The following is a 17,773-nucleotide window of genomic DNA, read 5'->3' on the forward strand; positions in this document are numbered from 1 at the left end:
GATGTCTTGGCAACGTCAGCGAAAACGGCCCCAAGCGAGCAAGGTGACGTGAAATGAAAGGGCGCTGACCTTCTGGTCGCGCCCTTGAAATTGAACGCCAGATTGCCGCTTGGGGCCGTTTGTAGCGTCGAGCGGTTACGCGGTTTGGTAAAACCGCGTAACTACAGAGCCTCCAGCGCGGCGGCGATGCGCTTCATGGCGGCGTCGGCGGCGTCTTGGTCGGGGGCCTCGGCCAAAACGCGAATCACCGACTCGGTTCCGCTCTTGCGCACCAGCACGCGGCCCTCGCCCGCCAGCGCCGCCTCGGCCTCGGCAATGGCGGCCTGCACGCCCATGCTACCCAGCGCAGCATCCTTGTCCGCCACGCGTACGGCAACCTGCGCCTGCGGCAGCAGCTTGCACGGCACCGCGAGCTGCGAAAGCGTCTCGCGTTCGGCACGAATCACTTCCATCACACGCAGCGAGGTCATTATGCCGTCGCCCGTACGCTCGATATCGCCAAAGATCGTATGGCCCGTCTGCTCGCCACCCAGGCTGTAGCCGCCCTCGCGCATCTTGGCATACACGTGGCGGTCGCCCACGCCGCTGGTCACGGCACTCAGGCCGGCAAGCTCCAGCGACTTAATCAGGCCAAAGTTGCTGGCGATCGTCGGCACCACGGTACCGCCCGAGAGGCGCCCGTGCTTGTTAAGATACACGCCGCACACGTACAGAATCTGGTCGCCGTCGACCACGCGGCCGCGCTCGTCCACGGCCAGGCAGCGGTCGGCATCGCCGTCGTAGGCAAAGCCCACGTCCAAGCCTTGCTCCACCACATGGCGCTGCAGGCGCTCCATATGCGTAGAGCCGCAGTCGACGTTAATGTTAAAGCCGTCGGGTGCGGCGTTAATCACGCGCACATCGGCGCCGAGCGCATCGAACACCGGCTTGGCGACAGAGGACGCCGAGCCGTTGGCGCAGTCAATGCCAATCTTGACGCCCTGCAGCGAAAAGTTCGCGCTTGCAATGAGCGAGGCAATGTAGCGGTTGCGGCCCTGCATGTAGTCGACCGTGGCGCCAATGTGGTTGCCCGTGGCCAGCGGCACCTCGCTCTTGCCATCGATGTAGTCCTCGATGAGCTCCAGCACGTCCTCGTCCATCTTAAAGCCGTCGCTGTTGACCAGCTTAATGCCGTTATCGCAAAACGGGTTGTGGCTCGCACTGATCATGATGCCGCAATCGAAGCAGCCCTCCACGGTCTGGTGCGCCACGCCCGGCGTAGGAATCACGTGCAGCATATAGGCGTCTGCGCCGCTCGCAACCAGACCGCTCACCAGCGCCGCCTCGAACATATAGCTCGAGCGACGCGTGTCCTTACCCACGATCACGCGCGCCTTGGCCCCGCGCCTGGCGCCGTAATACCAGCCCACAAAGCGGCCGATCTTGTACGCGTGTTCCACGGTCAGCCCAACGTTGGCCTCGCCGCGAAATCCGTCGGTGCCAAAGTACTTCATAAGAGGTCCTCTCTATAGACAAAGGCGCGCCGCCAAAGCAACGCGCCGCCAGCCCATTATCCTTTAATAGCAACCGCGGGGGCTACACCGTTAAAAACATCATTACGATAATCATGGCAAAGCCGATAAGGTCGGTCGGCAAAAATACCGTGCCCAGCATAACGGCGCTGGTAATGGTTGCCGAGACCGGCTCCACGGTCCCGATGAGGCTCGCGCGCACCGAGCCGATGTCCTTGACGCCCTGCATATAGAGCATGTACGCCAAAAACGAGCCCACGACCACAAACACCGCGAGCGCCTCGACGCCGGCGGCATCGAGCGCCGGCATATGGGCCCACGGCTGCACGAAAACGCACGAGACCACGCCTGCCGTGAGCATGGCAGAGCCTGTAACGATGGGGCTGCCGTATTCGGACAGAATCTTGGCGGGAATCACCGCCATACAGGCGGCGCTGACCGCACACATAAGGCCCGCAACCAGGCCAAGCGGCGATATGCTCAGACTGGTAGGGTCGCCGCCGGTAGCGATTAAAAAGGTGCCGCCCAGGGCCAGACCAATGCCGATCGCCTCGCGAGCGCGCGGCATGCGGCGATCGACCACGCAGGTGTAGCCCATGATGATGACCAGCTGCAGGCACTGAAGGACCGTCGCGGTTCCGGCGTTGGTCAGGCGCACGGCCGAAAGATAGCAAAACTGGTTGAACAGCAGGCCAAAAGCGGTAAAGAGCAGCAGCTGCTTGCGATCAGCGGGCGTCGTCCAAAGCTTGACCAGGCGTGCGCGGTCGCGCGTGACAACCACAGCCATAAAGAGCAGGCCGGCGAGAATCTGCCGTATGCTCATAAGCCACAGCGTATCGACATGGTAGGTATCGAACAAAAAACTCGCGCTGGTGCCCGAGAAGCCCCAAAACGAGCCGCCCACGAGCGTAGCCAACATGCCCACGATCATCTTGCGCGTCTGGGCGTCGTTGAGACGGTCACGCCAGGCGCGACGGGTGCTGCGGCTGAGCTCATCGGTGCCCTCGGGCACATCAATGTTCGATATATCGGTCATCGGCACCGAAGTCCCTGCGCCTTCGACCTGCTCGACGCGCTCTTTGCTCATCCCGCTCCCCCGAAACAGACTGGAAACAATTCGGCTTACCTTACCACGGCGAAGGCACCAGCTGGGGGCTTGTCCGCTTATCGGTAGGACAATTCCGCAGACGTCTCTTCCATGGTTCGGCATCGCAACGGCTTTGCATTATGCGATAGCCAAATCGCGGCAGCGAGCTCTTTTAAAATGGGCGCGACAAAGCCCTTTGATTCCACAACGTTAGCGATTTTAAAAAATATTCTTGCCACCGAGTTCAAGCTCCGTTATATTATCCCTTGCGCACTTGCGCACCCTTGATCGGGCGTTTAGCTCAGGGGGAGAGCGCTTCCCTGACACGGAAGAGGTCAGAAGTTCAAATCTTCTAACGCCCACCAAATGTTCGCAGCCCAGAGGCTATGCCTCTGGGCTGTTTTGTTTTATCTGCTAAGCCAAAAGGGCGCCGTGGCACCCAAAACCGCTTCGGCAGCTCCAATAACCATCCCAATCGAGGCTGATACCGCCTCTACATAACCGGTAATCATCCCGGCAGACCCCAAGTTGCTTCGGTATCGCCGGCAATTACCCCTGCCACACCCAAAATCGCCCAGACAACCCCGGCGACCGCCCCAATCAGCCCCAAAATCACCCAAACAGCCTTGTCGACTGCCCCGATCTGGCCTTCGCAAGCCTCGCGGCCACATCCGGACAGCCTTCCCATAACCAGGTCTAATACTTTTCCCGAGAAGTGAACGACCTTATTTGGACCCCTGAAGCATCCACACTTTTTACAGCCAAAACCGCAGGATTCCAATGATAAAACCGCAGGAAATAAGCCACCAAAAGTGTCGATGTTTCGGGGGTCCGTTTTGACTCGTTCACTTCTCGGGAAAAGTATTAGACCTGACAATGAGGCCCTTGGTCCCATGCCCAGCAACCGCCCCTACCAATGTTGACGCGCCTCGATTACGGCCTGCCAAAGCTTAAACCGCTTCGCTTCGACGCGCTTGAGGGCAAAGTATCGCTGCTCCTCGCTCATGGGCTTGTTAAAAATGGGTCGCTTGTTCCGGTGCAGCTTCCGTCGGATGCGTTCGCACAGCCGGATGAGCTTGTCGTAGTCATTTGCCTGCTCAGTCGTCACGGTGAAGTGTGCCACGCCGCTCAACAGCTCCAACTCGTTGCGGCGCTCGGCATCCTTGTAAATCTTCTCGCGTCCGTCATGAATGGCATCGCTGTCGTAATCGACCATCGCGGTCAGCACCTCTGGCAGCAGCCCGGCCTTTACTTTATCCATGCCCACCTCGACTTTAGCCGTAAGCGTTATGTCGGGTGTGCGCTCCAACACGCGAAGCTTGTGATCACGTCCGTCATTGTATCCATCGCGAATGAAGACCTTCTTGTTAAGTTCGGCCTTGCCCAATGCATACCCGCCGTAGCGCGCAGGCAGCGACATAAACATGCAGAGCCCCGACTCCCTCGGAGAGCGCGACCCCTCGATCACATATGCAAGCAGCGCCTTTGCCTTCGCGATGCCCCTCACCTTGGGTGACTTCTCGATATACGCCGCGATGAGCTCCTTAGTCGTGAGCCTGCTATCGCGCATGCCCGCATCCCTGCCTGTTACCCCACCGGGAGCAAGGTTATCCAGCCGGTAATCCGATGTCATCGCATAGCCGGCATAGACGGCCGCTGCCACATCGCCATCGTGCACAGCCTGCAAAAACGCCAGCTCGGGAGAGCACACATACGCATCAAGGTCGCCCATCCAGTGGCCCAGCGAGATAAACGAACCCGCCGGGAGCTCGTTGGTGCACAGATGCGTCTTAACATGCTTGCTCTGCCGACGGCCGGCGCGCGACGGCACCAGCAAATCCAGCGTTTCGATCCCCAGGTCATAGCGATCGATAACCTCCTGCGCTTCTTGATCCAAGAGCGCACAGGCACCTGCAATCGACACGACCTCTGGCTCCGAATCCCCAAAGCGAGGGTTCGGCATGTGCGCCAACAGCGCCAATGCGGCGTTATGCGAAACGATAAAGTACCTCATGGCGCGAAGATAGCACGCACGCCGGCGGCGGCTGGCGGTTCTGTTAAGTTTCCGACAAACGACCGGCGGTTTTTTCGCCGAGGTGCGCCAAAGTGTTCATTCGCCGATGCCCAAACCGCAATCCGTCAAGTTTTTGGCAAGGTTGCCGCCCAACTGGCCAAAAGCCGACCATCTACTTGCCAGTTTATCCAAGGCGTAACCAACCAGTCCGCACCGCGGCTTCTCGGCAAAACGCCACAACGTCCACACCCTGCGGTATCCTTGAGCCACTTACACCTGCAGCACCAAGGAGCCACCATGCGCACCGAGCTCGATGTTCCCTTTTCGCGCAAAGAAGAAGCCAAGGCGCTGGGCGCCAAATGGGACCGGACCAAGAAGATCTGGTATGTACCCAGCGGCGTCAATCCCGAGCCCTTTGCCGAGTGGCTGCCCGGTGTTGACCGATCCGACCCCTCTGCGCCGTATATATATCTAGTACTGGGCAAGCGCGAGTGCTGGAAATGCCACAAAGAGACCTCGGTCGCGGCCTTCGGCATTCCCTATCGAGCCGATGACAGCGAGGGCATCGCCATCGCGCACGCACCCAACAAGGCCGGGCACATTGCCATCGACACGACCAATGCCAACGCGCTCGCCATTGTTCCCGCTCTTGGCTGCGTCCCGGGCGAGATCCGCGACTATCTTTCTAAGCGCTGTGGCTACAAGCCCGTAGGCGCGCGAGCCTCCAAAGCCCCGTCACTCGGCAACACGTGCACCAGTTGCGGCGCACTGCAAGGCAGCCGCTATCTGTTCGAAGGGCCCTCGTCCCCGTTTGCCCTCACTGCCATCAACAAGCTGCCGGCACTGGAGTTTGTGCGCGTCGAAGTTGCCGGCGTCTTTGGCGTTCCGGCCACGCATACCAATTTTGACCAGGCACTCTTTACCTGGGCACGCGACCATCACGCCAAGTTCCACAAGAAGCTCGGTGAGGGGGTTTATTTGTAGAGACGACATCGAGGTATCAAGGAGCAGGGGCTGATTGTTAAATGATCTCGAAACGCTACAGCCCCAGAATATGCTCCAGGTAGCCCTTGTTGAACCAGAACGATTGCTTCGTCATCCAGCGCCCGTCGGGCAGTTCGTAAGCATTCCTTGCGATGTCACCGACCTCTGTTCCATCGGCAAACTTGTAAGCCGCTTTTGACGTATGTGGACGAACGTGAACAATTGGGTTGTCCGCCATACCGGGCAGATTGTTAGTCACTTTGAGCTTTCCGCTCGCATCCCGATATGGATTGAGCTCAATGCCCTCACGTATCACCTTTCGCGTCTCATCCCAACAAGCTTTCGCAGGGCCTTCGATTTCGTTTTCTCCCATAGCCCAGAACAAACAACGGTCGAGACGCAGCACGCCATCGTGGTCCTCGCGAAACACAACGAAGAAGAAACGATTGGTCTCAAGGCACACATGAAAAGGCGACGTTTCCCAGTCTTCCTCGATCAAACGCTTGAACTCAAACGGCGGGAACGACATAGCCTGCTCGATGTGCCCCCTGTTGTTAACTCGAACAGTTCGAACGGAAATGCCTGCCTTGACGAATTCCTCGACAGCATTGTTTTTGATTCCGAGCATACGATAGACGAGCGTTGTCCACTGCGCCTTATTGCCCGTGTACTCCAACCCGTATTGCTCCGCAATCTGGCGATCAGTTTCGCCATAGTGTTGCTCGATAAGTCCAGTTACGTAACTTTCGAAATCGATAGACTTGCCATCGTCCTGAACAATGCTCTCCCCGACTCGCGGAGCACCGAGGACATAAGTGTGGAGCACATAGTCCATATACGAGCGCTTGAGGGAAAAGGCGCGGCGCTTTGCGCGATGGTGCTCAATCTCACCCGTATCGGTATTGAAGTATTCATAATACTGGTCCGCCCACATCGTGGCCTCAGTTGCGCCCTTCGTGCAAGCACCCAGATAAGTTGTCATGCCTTCTGAAAGCTCGTCCGCACGGCCATCCTGAATATAAGAAATGATCTTCTCGTAGTCGGCGCGAATGATTTTCATATCCTCTTCGGGCAGTCGAACCATGACCGCACGCTCAATGCGCTGGTCGTATTTGTCGATAGAGCGATCGCGGCCGTAGTAAATCAGCAGGATATTGCTGAGCTTGGTCTTGAGATGCGAGCTGTCGTAGTCGAGCGAAACGGGACGGTCGTAGGGAATCATCGTCAAGACAAGACGTTCACCGGCAGATTTACGACCGTCTTTAAGTACGTCAAAACACGTTGCCTTGAGCTCGACACCAGCCTCGGGAAAGTCCGGCCGGTCGTCGCTGTTGGCCTTGTAGCCAAAGTAACGCTCCTCGATCAGGGTTCCCATACCGCCCTTGTACTTCTTGGACCCAAAGTCCTTGGGCGCGCTCTCCCCCTCCGGAGCAATGCCAAGCTCAAGAATATCGCGAAACGTCATCCCGTCGAGATTGGCAGCATAGCGCTCGATGCTTGAGGGGTCAGAAAAATCAGTATCGTCAAGCATGCGCTTGAAATCGAGGTGCTTCTTGGACATGGCAAATCCTCTCGAAATAAGACACGATCTAATATGTATGCTACTGTAAATTCGGGTTATACCGTGAAGATCCCCTGGGGATCGTCCATTTGCAACCCGATTTCTGTACCCTTGATCTTTGCATTTGCAGCGATTTGGGGGAGTGAGTATGTCAGAGGTCAAAATCGCCGAGCTTTTTGCTGGCGTCGGCGGATTTCGTCTGGGCCTCGAAGGCTATGCCGACCCTCGTTATCCCAATTTCTATATGAAACCAGCCGGCCCCTTCCGCACCATTTGGGCAAATCAGTGGGAACCGCCCGGAACCAAGGCGCGTCAGTTTGCGGCACGTTGTTACATGGACCGCTTTGGCGAAGATTCCGTTGTCAACGAAGATATCAATAAGGTCTTGGAGCAGGCTGAAGCCGGCGAAATTAAAATCCCCGATGTGCAAATGGTCGTCGGTGGCTTTCCCTGCCAAGACTACTCTGTCGCGCGTCCTCTCAATCAGGCGCACGGCATCGAGGGCAAGAAGGGTGTCCTCTGGTGGGACATCTATCACTTCCTCGAGATGAAGGAACCCAAGTTCGGCCTCTTCGAAAACGTCGACCGCCTGCTCAAATCGCCCGCGTCTCAACGCGGTCGCGACTTCGCCATTATCCTAAGCTGTCTTGCCGACCTCGACTACACGGTCGAATGGCGCGTGGTCAACTCTGCCGAATACGGTTTCCCCCAGCGTCGCAAGCGTGTTTATATCTTCTGCGAAAAGGACGCTGGCAGGGTTGATCTCGTTGATCGCATGCACAACGGCGTCATGGCTAAAGCCTTCCCCGCCATCTATCCCGACGAGATGTCCGAGCTCGACGTTTTACCCGACCCCTACGAGAACTCAACTCGTTTTGGCGTCGGCCAAAAGACCTCTCAATTCAAGAATGCCGGCGTCATGCAGGGCTGTCATGTTCTGACCTGCGACTTTGCCGAAGACTATCACGGTGAGCGCCACGTGCTTGGCGACGTGCTTGTCGACGAGGCTGATGTCCCGGAGCGGTTCTACATCTCCGACGAAAAGCTTCCCGACTGGCGCTACCTTAAGGGCAGCAAGCGCGAAGAGCGCACTAACAAAAAGACAGGCTTTACGTACACGTATTCCGAGGGAGCCATGAGCTTCCCGGATGCCACCGACAAGCCGAGCCGCACCATCCTCACAGGAGAAGGCGGCACGGGAGCGAGCCGCTTCAAGCACGCCATCGAATGTCCCGATGGCCGTTTCCGCCGTCTTGTTCCCGACGAGCTCGATCAGCTTCAGGGATTCCCGAAAGGCTGGACCGATACGGGCATGACTGACGGCCATCGAGCCTTCTGCATGGGCAACGCACTCGTCACCGGCGTGCCCCACCGTATTGGTGAAGCTATGGTCGAAGTGTACGGCCTCTAAGGCAAGCAATCCGGAGCCGGCAGTTCACGCTGTCGGCTCCGTTTTTCCATCCCACTCCCCTGTATACTGATGTAGCACGTGTTTCATCCGGGCTTGTTGGGCCGGGTCGTTCATGGGAGGGTTTTGTGGCTGCTTCGAATCCGCCTAAGGGAAGCGTTTCTTCTTCGTCCATCAAGCCGGTGACGCGCAAGGCCGTGCGCTGCCAGCGCGAGGTCGCTTGGCTTGTCACGCAGGCGGCGGGCAGGCTCGTGGCGACCACGGAGGACGTCAATGCGCCTACGCCGAGCTTTGTGTTAGCGGCGGCGCTGGATTTTGTGCGCCAATTGGAGCTTGCCGCACAGGATGCCAGCGGCCACCTCGACTACCAGAATGTTATGGCGCCCGACCTGCAAACGTTCTGCCACATGGCCAAGTTGCCCGCCGCGCCCAATGCACTTTCGGACGCGGGCTACATGTTTACGCTTTCGGGCGCGGACCTTATCCGCGACATCTATGCATACTGCAGCGAGCTCGCCGAGCGCCACGTCTTTGGCACGGCAGAAATCAAACCGGGAAATGTCATCAAGCTGGTTCTTAGGCTGTTCCTGATGGATGGGTTCGGGACTATGCCAGCGTAAGCCGGATTTTTAACTTCGCCGTCGACTGGGCAACAACCGCCTTACCTTAGCGGGCGCCAATCGAGAGTCGATTATTGGGTCACCTCGTCCGCTGGCGCATTTATTCCGCACGCTCCGACAGTCGATACTTGCGGTTGCGACTCGTCGCCGGCGCTGTAGGCTCAAGCTCGCCTTGAGCAATGAGTGTGTTGACGCGCGACCTAACCTGGGAAATTGTGAGCCCTGTGTGCTCCGCCAACTCGCGCGTACCCAGCTCACCGCAACGCTTAAGTGCCGCCACAATTAAGTCACCGCCGTGGTCGACCGGCTCGACCTTTGAGCGATAGAGAACCACTTTGAACCGATCGAATCCCGGGCAGAACAGGGGCTCGGCCAAACCATGAGCACACATGGCGTCGATCATCATCGGAATGCCCGAGCCATTGCCCTCAGCCGGCGAACCTGCGCCATCCGGCAGCGGAACAATCGACATGAGTTTCATGAGCGTCGCGTTGCGGCACCGGGAGCTGCCGTCAAACAAGTTCTCGCGAGTCTTTCCTCCGTATAGGCCGCCGGGGTTCGTCACTTCGATACGGTCATCAAAGACGTCAACAGCGACCGACTGCCCACAGAACCGATCTCCGTATTCTCGGTGGATTACGGCGTTGGCGATTGCCTCGCGCAGGACCTCCTCGGGAATCTCCAGCGAGTCGACACGCGAGACGCCTTGGATCGTCGAGGTTCGCCGCAAATTCTTGGCGACTGCCGCGACGGCATCCGAGATCATTTCGCCCAACGTTCCCTCGCAGATCGTACGGTCCATGAACCTCAACGACCCCGCCGCGCCCTTCTGCGTTCCGGCATAGACCGCCACATCGATAAAGAGCTTAGGATAGAACTGCTGAGGATAGGCACCCGCAGCCAGGAGCCCGGCCTTAGTAACTTTGCCCTGGGAGTCGAGGAAATTCAGGCGCTCCAGCTTCGTTTTCTTGTCCGGCGCGCCGCGCATTGCCCGAGGTGTCAGCGAGAAAGCACGCTCTATCGTGCGATCGACCAGTGCCTCGTCAAGATCGCCTGCAACCGCGCCGGGCACTGCATCGCGATCGCTAGGACTCGTCCGCTCGTATGACGACAGTGCCAAAACCTCGGTCGATGAAAGTGGCACGTCTTTGTCATCAATGCGCTTGTAGCTGCCGCCCTGGGCGCCGCGTTCTATTACATAGCAGGGCTTGCTCGACGGGTCGAGCTCCTCAATCGTGATAACGAGAACCACGGTGCCCCGAAGCTCCACGCGCTCAATAGTGTATTTGGGCGGATTGGCCAGTTTTCCGCGACCGCCGGCATCACCCATGCCTGCGACAAATTGGTTGAGCACCTTCTCGGTCTCAAAGTCCTCAACCGGGACAAAGCCCGCGCGCTCGCTCACGCCGAGCACGATAATTCCGCCGGCGGTATTCGCGAATGCGCTAACCGTTTCCCATACGTCGCGAGAAAGCGTCGTGGCGCTCTCTTTGACCTCGACGCTAAGATCGTCCGAGCCCATGCGCCTTAAAGACTCGAGCAGACCGATCAGTTCGTTCTCGTTCATCTGCACGTCCTTTCGCTCGGTCCGGCGGAGAATGCCGCGAATAGATTTCCTTCGTCTCTCAGTTATCTCTCGTAATTATCTCTTGTCTCTCTGTTATCTCTCGTATTAGAGATGAGTGAAAGATGAGAGATAAGATATCTACCATCTGTTTCATTTAAACATGTTTTTGCTGGTAGAACAATCAGTATTGAGACAATACCGTGATTTCTTGTCTCTTTGCTGCTCAGTTATCTCTCATATTCATCTCTCGTCTTTCTGTTATCTCTCGTATTAGTGACGAATGAGAGATGAGAGATGAGAGATGCGCGGGCGGCGGATGAGCGTGGATTTTGGACGGTCGGGAAATGAGGGTGGATATTTGGACGGTTTTTGGACGTTTTGAGGCTGATTCCGTCCGAAAATCCACTCTCATTCGATAGGCGTCCAAGTTTCCACGCTCGCGCGGCGGGCACGCGGGGCCTTTGTCCAATCCGCCGACATCGTCTCCAGTTCGCCGCAGAGCCGCAGCCCCATATGGGTATACTCACGAGGATTCGACTCGATTCGCCCCCGCTGGGGCGTCAAAGGAGACTGCATATGCCCACCACCTCAACCGACCCGCGCGCCGCTGCCGCCGCGCTGCTGGTGCCCGGCACCACCTGTCACGGCTTTGCCGTCGAGCGCTGCGAGACCGTGCCCGAGCTCGACTCGGACGCCTACGTGCTGCGCCACACCGCCTCGGGCGCCCGCCTGCTGTACCTGGCGTGCGACGACGAAAACAAGGCTTTTGCCATTGGCTTTAAGACGCCGCCGGCCGATTCCACCGGCGTGTTCCATATCCTCGAGCACTCGGTGCTGTGCGGATCGGCCAAGTTTCCCGTCAAGGAGCCGTTTGTCGACCTGATCAAGAGCTCCATGCAGACGTTCCTCAACGCCATGACCTACCCCGACAAGACCATCTACCCCGTTGCCACCACCAACGAGCAGGATCTGTACAACCTGATGGACGTGTACCTGGACGCGGTGTTCAACCCGGCCATCTATACCAAGCCCACCATTTTTGAGCAGGAGGGCTGGCACTACGAGCTGGACCTGCCGAAGGGCGCCGAGGGCGAGGGCAACGGCAGCTCCGCGAGCCTGCGCGAGGGAACCCTACACTATAACGGCGTGGTTTTCAATGAGATGAAGGGCGCGTTGTCCGACCCCATGAGCGTGCTGGACGACGCCGTCAACGCCGCGCTTTATCCCGACACCGCCTATGCGCACGAGAGCGGCGGCGACCCGCGCGCGATCCCTGCGCTCACCTACGAGCAGTTCCTGGACACGCACGCGCGCCACTACAATCCTTCCAACTCCTACATCACGCTCTACGGCGACCTGGACGTGGACCGCGCGCTGGCGTTTTTGGACGAGCGCTATCTGTCGCAGCCGAGTGCCGCGAGCCGCCGCATGGACGCTGCCGTTGCAGCCGGCGAGGACCCGTCCACGCTGGCGCCCAATCCGCTGGTCGTGCAGGCGCCCGTGACCTGCGAGTACAAGCGCGTCGAGATGGCCACCACACCCGAGAACGCCCTGGTGGGCCTGGGTCTTGTGCTGGGCAGCGCGCTCGACCGCAAGCGCACGATCGCGGCGGACATCCTGTTCGAGGCACTGCTGGGTTCCAACGAGGCGCCGGTTAAGAAGGCCATTCTTGCCGCCGGCCTGGGCGGCAACGTGGTGAGCTACACCGCGGCCGAGAGCCTGCAGCCCTACGAGCTCATCATGCTGCAAAACGCGCAGCCCGGCGTGGCGCGTGAGCTGCGCCGCGTGTTCCAGGACGCCTGCCGCGACCTGTGCGAGCACGGCGTTCCGCGCGAGCGCCTGGAGGCCATCATCAGCAGCAACGAATACGACCTGCGCCAGCGCGACTACGGTATCGCCGACGGCGTGGCCATTGCGTGCGACGCGCTGAGCACCTGGCTCTACGATGACGACGCCGCGACGCTGGCGCTCAAGTACGGCCCGGTGTACGAGGAGCTGCGCGGCGAGCTGGACGGCAGCTACTTTGAGGACCTGCTGCGCGAGCTGGTGCTGGAGAATGACCACATGGCGCTGGTCGAGCTGGTGCCGGTGGATGCCGCCGAGGGTGCGGAGAGTGCCGAGGCTGCCGAGCTGGCAGCCAAGCGCGATACCATGACCGATGCCGAGCTGGCCGATGTGGTCGAGCGCACGGCTGCGCTGCGCGCCGCGCAGGAGGCGGATGACGCGCCCGAGGCCAAGGCCACGCTGCCACGCCTGCGCGTGTCCGACATTGGCGAGGCGCGCCCCGAGCCGCCGCTGGTCGTGGACACGACCGCGCCCATCCCCTGCCTGCGCCACGGCATCCCCACCAACCGCTTGGCCTACGCCATGCAGTATTTCGACCTGAGCTGCGTCGCGTTTGAGGACCTGCCCTATGTGACCCTGCTCTGCCGCCTGCTCAAGCAGTTGCCCACGAGCGAGCACTCGGCCGAGGAGCTCGACAACCTTATCGCCGGCAAGCTGGGCTTTTTGAGCTTTACGACCGAGGTCATGACCCAGCCCGACGTGGACGGCGTGCGCCCCTACCTGCTGGTGAGCGCCGGCGCCCTGTCCGAAAAGATCGATGCGCTGGCGAGCCTGCCGCGCGAGGTGTGGTCGAGCACGCTGTTGCTTGATGCCGACGCCGACCGCGTGCGCGACGTGCTCACGCAGATTCGCATTGGGCTTGAGCAGGGCTTCATTAACAACGGTCACTCGGCGGCGCTCGGTCGCGCGATGAGCTACAGTTCGCCTTCGGCCGTGGTGCGCGAGCAGCTTTCGGGCGTGGACTTCTACCTGTTCCTGCGCGATCTGCTCGACCACTTTGATGAGCGCCTGGACGACCTGCGCGCCAAGCTTGCCGAGCTGGCAGGCCGCATCTTTGTGTCCGATGGCTGTCTGGCGAGCTTTACCGGCAGCGATGAGGACTTTGACGCGTACTGGGCCGCCGCGGGCGACCTGGGGTTGGGCGCGGGCGACGGTGCTGTTGCCGGCCGCGACACGCTCGTGGTGCCGACGCCGTGCGACCGCCACGAGGCTTTTGTCATCCCCAGCGACATCTGCTTTGCGGCAAGCGCGTGCGACCCGCGTCGCTTGGGGCTCGACGTGACGGGCGCCTGGGCGGTTGCCGCCAACGCGCTCTCCTACGACTACCTGTGGAACGAGATCCGCGTGAAAGGCGGGGCGTACGGCTGCGGATTCCGCGCGGCAGGTGAGCGTCAGGCGGCGTTCTACACCTACCGCGACCCGGCAATCGACCCCTCGATTGAGCGCGTGGCGCGCGCAGGCGAATGGCTCGGCGGTTTTGAGCCCGACGAGACAGCCTTTGAGGGCTTTATCGTGAGCTGCGTGAGCGGCATGGATGCGCCGGTGAAGCCGTACGCGCTCACCAAACGCCGCAACACGACCTACCTAGCCGGACTCAATCCGCATGCACGCGAGGAGCGCCGCGCCCAGATGCTCGCCGCCACGCCCGGTGAGCTGCGCTCGCTCGGCGCCGACGTGACGCGCATTGCAGCCGTCTCGCCCACCTGCGTCTTTGGCGGCCGAGACGTCATCGCCAAGAGCAACGCCGGCTTCAACGTCATCGACCTGCTGGGCTAACGCACAGCAAAGGTAGATTTTTGGGACATGCCTGAAAATCTACCTTTTCTTTTGCCGCTGCCTGGGCGGGGCAGCTCAGCCCGTCACACCAGTTTGTCTAAATCTGTAACATCTAGGCGGCAATATTGGCTCCAGATGTTACAAATCGAGACGTTTTCGGATGACGCCGGCCCTTTGTCTAAATCTGTAACATCTAGGCCCGATTTTGCCGAGTTACTGTTACAGATCGAGACACACCGCCGCGAACACCCACTCTTCGTCAAAACCCACGAAGGTGTCCATGAACTGCTCCCCTTGCGATGGTTTGCGTGGTGGTTTCGACATTTGACCAGATAAAACCTACCAAAATAAACCTGTCCCTTTTTGGTAGGTTTGAGAGAGGGGCCGGGATGGATAAGGCCGAGTTGCGGCGGGCGGTAATTGCCCGGCGCGATGCTCTAGATTTGGATATGCGGGCGGCAAAGTCTGCTGCTGTATGCGCGCGGCTCGTTGAGTTGCTGGGCGGCTCGAGTCCCGTGGCCCCGCGCACCGTTGCCGTCTATGCCGCCATGGGCTCCGAGGCAGATCCTGCCGCGTTTGCCGCAGCGGCCGCAAAACACGGCTGGCGCGTGGCCTATCCGTGCATGTTCTCGGCAGCTGACACCGTGGCTTGTGGCCAGCGCATGTACATGCGGGCAGTTGCTGCCGGCGATGCGTCCGAGGCCCCGTTTATCGCCCACCCTACGCGGGCCTTCGCAGCCACGGACGTCGACAGCAGCCGTTTTCCTATCGTGCCTGCCGAGGCGCTCGATATGATCGTCGTGCCGCTCGTAGCCTTCGACCACACCGGCGCGCGCCTGGGCTACGGCGGCGGCTGCTACGACCGCTACCTGCCCACGATCTCGCCCGCATGCCAAATCATCGGCATCGCCTTTGACGAGCAGCGTGTCGACCACGTTCCCACCGACACCCACGACCTGCCGCTACCCCACATCATCAGCGCCTAACCGCCGTTGTATCGCACCCGCAAGATGGGCATCCGAAAATCCACGCTCGTCACGCCGCAGCCACAGCCGAAGCCACAACCGCAACCGCGGCCGTAGCCTAGTGCTCCTCGCCGGCGCGGGCCAGGTCGTAGGGCGTGGTCTGGTAGACGTAGTAGTTGAGCCAGTTGGTGTAGAGCAGCTGGGCCTGGCTGCGCCAGACGTTGCGCGGCTCGGCGGTGGGGTCGTCACCTGGGAAGTAATGCGCCGGCACCTGGGGGTTGAGCCCGCGCTTCACGTCGCGCTCGTACTCCAGGCGTAGCGTGTCGGTATCGTACTCGGGATGGCCAAAGACAAAGAAGCGGCGGCTGTCGGTCGACTTGACGATGTACAGGCCCACCTCGTCTGATACGGCCACGACCTCAAGCTGCGGCTCGGCCTCCACGTCCTCGCGGCGCACATCGGTATTGCGTGAATGCACGGCATAGAAGCGGTCGTCAAAGCCGCGGACCAGCGGGCTTTGCGGCTTCACCAGATAATGCTCAAACACGCCGCTCGCCTTGGCCGGCAGGTCGCACTTCTGGATACCGTAATGATGGTAGAGCCCTGCCTGTGCACCCCAGCAAATATGCAGCGTAGAGTGCACGTGCGTGGTGGACCAATCCATGATCTGGCAGAGCTCGGGCCAGTAGTCGACCTCCTCGAACGGCATCTGCTCCACCGGCGCACCCGTGATGATCAGGCCGTCGTAGTGGATATCGCGGATGTCGTCGAACGTACGGTAGAACGTCTCCAGGTGGCCGGCACTCACGTGCGTGGCCTCGTGCGTCTTGGTGCGTAGCAGGTCCACCTCTACCTGCAGCGGCGTGTTGGAGAGCTTGCGCATGATCTGCGTCTCGGTGGCGATCTTGGTTGGCATGAGGTTGAGGATGAGCACGCGCAGCGGACGGATGTCCTGGTGCAGCGCGCGGTACTCGGTCATGACAAAGATGTTCTCGCTCTCGAGCTGCGCGGCGGCAGGGAGGGCGTCGGGGATGCGAATGGGCATGGATGCTCCTTACGAGTCAGTTGCAGCTATGGTACAACGAGCGGCCCCATCCGCGCGAGTGCATCGCCCCGAGACACCGTCAGCGGCCCAAATCACTCCAAAAGTAGAGATTAAGGCATGTCCCAAAAATCTACGGCGCTTTAGCCTAGCAAAGTGGCAGCAGGACGCTACAATGGTTCGATGCGAAATACTCGGCCGAAAGGATATGAATATGTACCAGACGCGTAAGATCGGTGTGGTCGGCCAGGGCCACGTAGGAGCACATGTCGCCAACAGCCTGCTCATGCAGGGCATTGCCGATGAGCTGTACCTCTGCGATATCAACGAGGCAAAGGTGACGTCCGAGGTCCAAGACCTGCGCGACTCCCTTTCGTTTGTCCCGTACAACACCAAGATCGTCAACTGCTACGACCACTACGAGGAGCTGGCCTGCTGCGACGTCATCGTCAACGCCGCCGGCAAGGTCGCACTGGCCGCCGGCAACCGCGACGGCGAGCTGTTCTTTACCACCGACGCCGCCCGCACCTTTGCCAAGCGCATCGTCGATGCCGGCTTCGACGGCATCTTCGTGAGCATCTCCAACCCCTGCGACGTCGTGTGCACCGAGCTGTGGCACCTGACCGGCTACGATCCCAAGAAGATCATCGGCTCGGGCTGTGGCCTGGACTCTGCCCGCCTGCGTACCGAGATCTCCAAGAAGGTCGGGGTGAGCCCCAAGTCCATCGACGCCTACATGATCGGTGAGCATGGCTTTAGCCAGCTGGCCGCCTTTAAGGCCGCAACCATCGCCGGCAAGAGCCTCAACGAGCTTCAGGCCGAGAACCCCGACAAGTACGCCTTCGACCACATGGAGGTCGAGGAGCTCGCACGCAAGGGCGGTTATGTGACTTACGCCGGCAAGCAGTGCACCGAGTACGCCGTTGCCAACTCCGCCGCGCGCGTCTGCGCCGCCGTACTGCACAACGAGCACGCCGTGCTTTCGGCCTCTACGCTTATGACCGGCCAATATGGCGAGGAGGGCATCTTTACCTCCCTGCCGTGCGTGATCGGCGCCGAGGGCGTCGAGGAGGTCTACACGCTCGACCTTTCCGAGCACGAGCTCGAGGGCTTCCACAAGAGCTGTCAGCACATCCGCGACAACATCGCCCAGCTCGACTGGTGGGACGCCGAGGCCTACGACGCCAAGTAGTCCGCCGGTTGATGCGACAACTCACTCATACGGACACAATGTAAAGCGGGCCGCGCCGGAAACCCACCGGCGCGGCCCGCTTTTTGACTCACGCGACACGCTTGCAGATTTAGGTCTAATACTTTTCCCGAAAAGTGAACGAGCAAAAACGAGCCCTCGAAGCATCGGCACTTTGTGGAGACCATTTCCTGCAGTTTCATT

At 60.0% G+C, this 17,773-nt stretch carries 12 protein-coding genes and 1 tRNA gene; 7 read left to right on the plus strand and 6 right to left on the minus strand.

Features of this window, described 5'->3' with window-relative positions:
* Positions 1-161: 161 nt before the first annotated feature.
* Entirely contained in the window at positions 162-1,493 is a 1,332-nt protein-coding gene (gene glmM, locus ACQRAQ_RS03520) for a phosphoglucosamine mutase (RefSeq protein ID WP_427793931.1), read from the minus strand.
* An 82-nt stretch (positions 1,494-1,575) separates the two neighbouring features.
* Positions 1,576-2,598 carry a DMT family transporter gene (locus tag ACQRAQ_RS03525; RefSeq protein WP_427793933.1) on the minus strand — a complete coding sequence of 341 codons (1,023 nt, stop codon included), beginning with the start codon at positions 2,596-2,598 and terminating at the stop codon, positions 1,576-1,578.
* Positions 2,599-2,888: 290 nt separating this feature from the next.
* Here ACQRAQ_RS03525 and ACQRAQ_RS03530 point away from each other — a divergent pair.
* A tRNA-Val gene (locus tag ACQRAQ_RS03530) sits at positions 2,889-2,963 on the plus strand.
* Positions 2,964-3,508: 545 nt separating this feature from the next.
* On the opposite strand, the gene ACQRAQ_RS03535 is transcribed toward ACQRAQ_RS03530, so the two are convergent.
* A complete protein-coding gene (locus ACQRAQ_RS03535) occupies positions 3,509-4,522 on the minus strand; it encodes a hypothetical protein (RefSeq protein ID WP_154517598.1) in 1,014 nt (337 codons plus the stop codon).
* 387 nt (positions 4,523-4,909) lie between these two features.
* On the opposite strand from ACQRAQ_RS03535, the gene ACQRAQ_RS03540 reads away from it, so the two are divergent.
* Positions 4,910-5,596, plus strand: a complete 687-nt coding sequence (locus ACQRAQ_RS03540; RefSeq protein ID WP_427793935.1) for a DUF5710 domain-containing protein — start codon at positions 4,910-4,912, stop codon at positions 5,594-5,596.
* Positions 5,597-5,651: 55 nt separating this feature from the next.
* Here the strand turns inward: ACQRAQ_RS03540 and ACQRAQ_RS03545 are convergent, their stop codons facing one another.
* A complete protein-coding gene (locus tag ACQRAQ_RS03545; protein WP_427793936.1) occupies positions 5,652-7,157 on the minus strand; it encodes a Sau3AI family type II restriction endonuclease in 1,506 nt (501 codons plus the stop codon).
* A 148-nt stretch (positions 7,158-7,305) separates the two neighbouring features.
* On the opposite strand from ACQRAQ_RS03545, the gene dcm reads away from it, so the two are divergent.
* On the plus strand, positions 7,306-8,568 hold the full coding sequence (gene dcm / locus ACQRAQ_RS03550; RefSeq protein ID WP_427793938.1) for a DNA (cytosine-5-)-methyltransferase: 1,263 nt from the start codon (positions 7,306-7,308) through the stop codon (positions 8,566-8,568).
* Between the two features lie 125 nt (positions 8,569-8,693).
* Positions 8,694-9,185, plus strand: a complete 492-nt coding sequence (locus ACQRAQ_RS03555; RefSeq protein WP_427728452.1) for a hypothetical protein — start codon at positions 8,694-8,696, stop codon at positions 9,183-9,185.
* Between the two features lie 100 nt (positions 9,186-9,285).
* On the opposite strand, the gene ACQRAQ_RS03560 is transcribed toward ACQRAQ_RS03555, so the two are convergent.
* A complete protein-coding gene (locus ACQRAQ_RS03560; protein WP_152067326.1) occupies positions 9,286-10,752 on the minus strand; it encodes an ATP-binding protein in 1,467 nt (488 codons plus the stop codon).
* Between the two features lie 576 nt (positions 10,753-11,328).
* Here ACQRAQ_RS03560 and ACQRAQ_RS03565 point away from each other — a divergent pair.
* Together ACQRAQ_RS03565 and ACQRAQ_RS03570 are read left to right on the plus strand one after the other, a co-directional pair.
* Complete coding sequence (locus tag ACQRAQ_RS03565) at positions 11,329-14,373, plus strand: insulinase family protein (RefSeq protein ID WP_427793940.1); 3,045 nt, start codon at positions 11,329-11,331, stop codon at positions 14,371-14,373.
* Positions 14,374-14,762: 389 nt separating this feature from the next.
* The gene (locus ACQRAQ_RS03570; protein WP_427793942.1) at positions 14,763-15,359 is read left to right on the plus strand and encodes a 5-formyltetrahydrofolate cyclo-ligase; all 597 of its coding nucleotides are present in this window, start codon (positions 14,763-14,765) and stop codon (positions 15,357-15,359) included.
* Positions 15,360-15,456: 97 nt separating this feature from the next.
* Here the strand turns inward: ACQRAQ_RS03570 and metA are convergent, their stop codons facing one another.
* On the minus strand, positions 15,457-16,383 hold the full coding sequence (gene metA / locus ACQRAQ_RS03575) for a homoserine O-acetyltransferase MetA (RefSeq protein WP_427719472.1): 927 nt from the start codon (positions 16,381-16,383) through the stop codon (positions 15,457-15,459).
* Between the two features lie 211 nt (positions 16,384-16,594).
* Between metA and ACQRAQ_RS03580 the strand changes: the two genes are divergently transcribed.
* On the plus strand, positions 16,595-17,572 hold the full coding sequence (locus ACQRAQ_RS03580; RefSeq protein ID WP_152067319.1) for an L-lactate dehydrogenase: 978 nt from the start codon (positions 16,595-16,597) through the stop codon (positions 17,570-17,572).
* The last annotated feature ends 201 nt before the right edge of the window (positions 17,573-17,773 follow it).

The sequence above is a fragment of the Collinsella sp. SGI.178 genome (genome assembly GCF_050313495.1).
Taxonomy (GTDB): domain Bacteria; phylum Actinomycetota; class Coriobacteriia; order Coriobacteriales; family Coriobacteriaceae; genus Collinsella.

Excerpts from the sequence above, each read along its gene's own strand:
- dcm (WP_427793938.1), top strand. The coding sequence starts at position 7,306 with ATGTCAGAGGTCAAAATCGCCGAGCTTTTTGCTGGCGTCGGCGGATTT.
- ACQRAQ_RS03560 (WP_152067326.1), bottom strand. The coding sequence starts at position 10,752 with ATGAACGAGAACGAACTGATCGGTCTGCTCGAGTCTTTAAGGCGCATG.
- ACQRAQ_RS03570 (WP_427793942.1), top strand. The coding sequence starts at position 14,763 with ATGGATAAGGCCGAGTTGCGGCGGGCGGTAATTGCCCGGCGCGATGCT.
- glmM (WP_427793931.1), bottom strand. The coding sequence starts at position 1,493 with ATGAAGTACTTTGGCACCGACGGATTTCGCGGCGAGGCCAACGTTGGG.
- ACQRAQ_RS03540 (WP_427793935.1), top strand. The coding sequence starts at position 4,910 with ATGCGCACCGAGCTCGATGTTCCCTTTTCGCGCAAAGAAGAAGCCAAG.
- ACQRAQ_RS03545 (WP_427793936.1), bottom strand. The coding sequence starts at position 7,157 with ATGTCCAAGAAGCACCTCGATTTCAAGCGCATGCTTGACGATACTGAT.
- ACQRAQ_RS03580 (WP_152067319.1), top strand. The coding sequence starts at position 16,595 with ATGTACCAGACGCGTAAGATCGGTGTGGTCGGCCAGGGCCACGTAGGA.
- ACQRAQ_RS03525 (WP_427793933.1), bottom strand. The coding sequence starts at position 2,598 with ATGAGCAAAGAGCGCGTCGAGCAGGTCGAAGGCGCAGGGACTTCGGTG.
- metA (WP_427719472.1), bottom strand. The coding sequence starts at position 16,383 with ATGCCCATTCGCATCCCCGACGCCCTCCCTGCCGCCGCGCAGCTCGAG.
- ACQRAQ_RS03565 (WP_427793940.1), top strand. The coding sequence starts at position 11,329 with ATGCCCACCACCTCAACCGACCCGCGCGCCGCTGCCGCCGCGCTGCTG.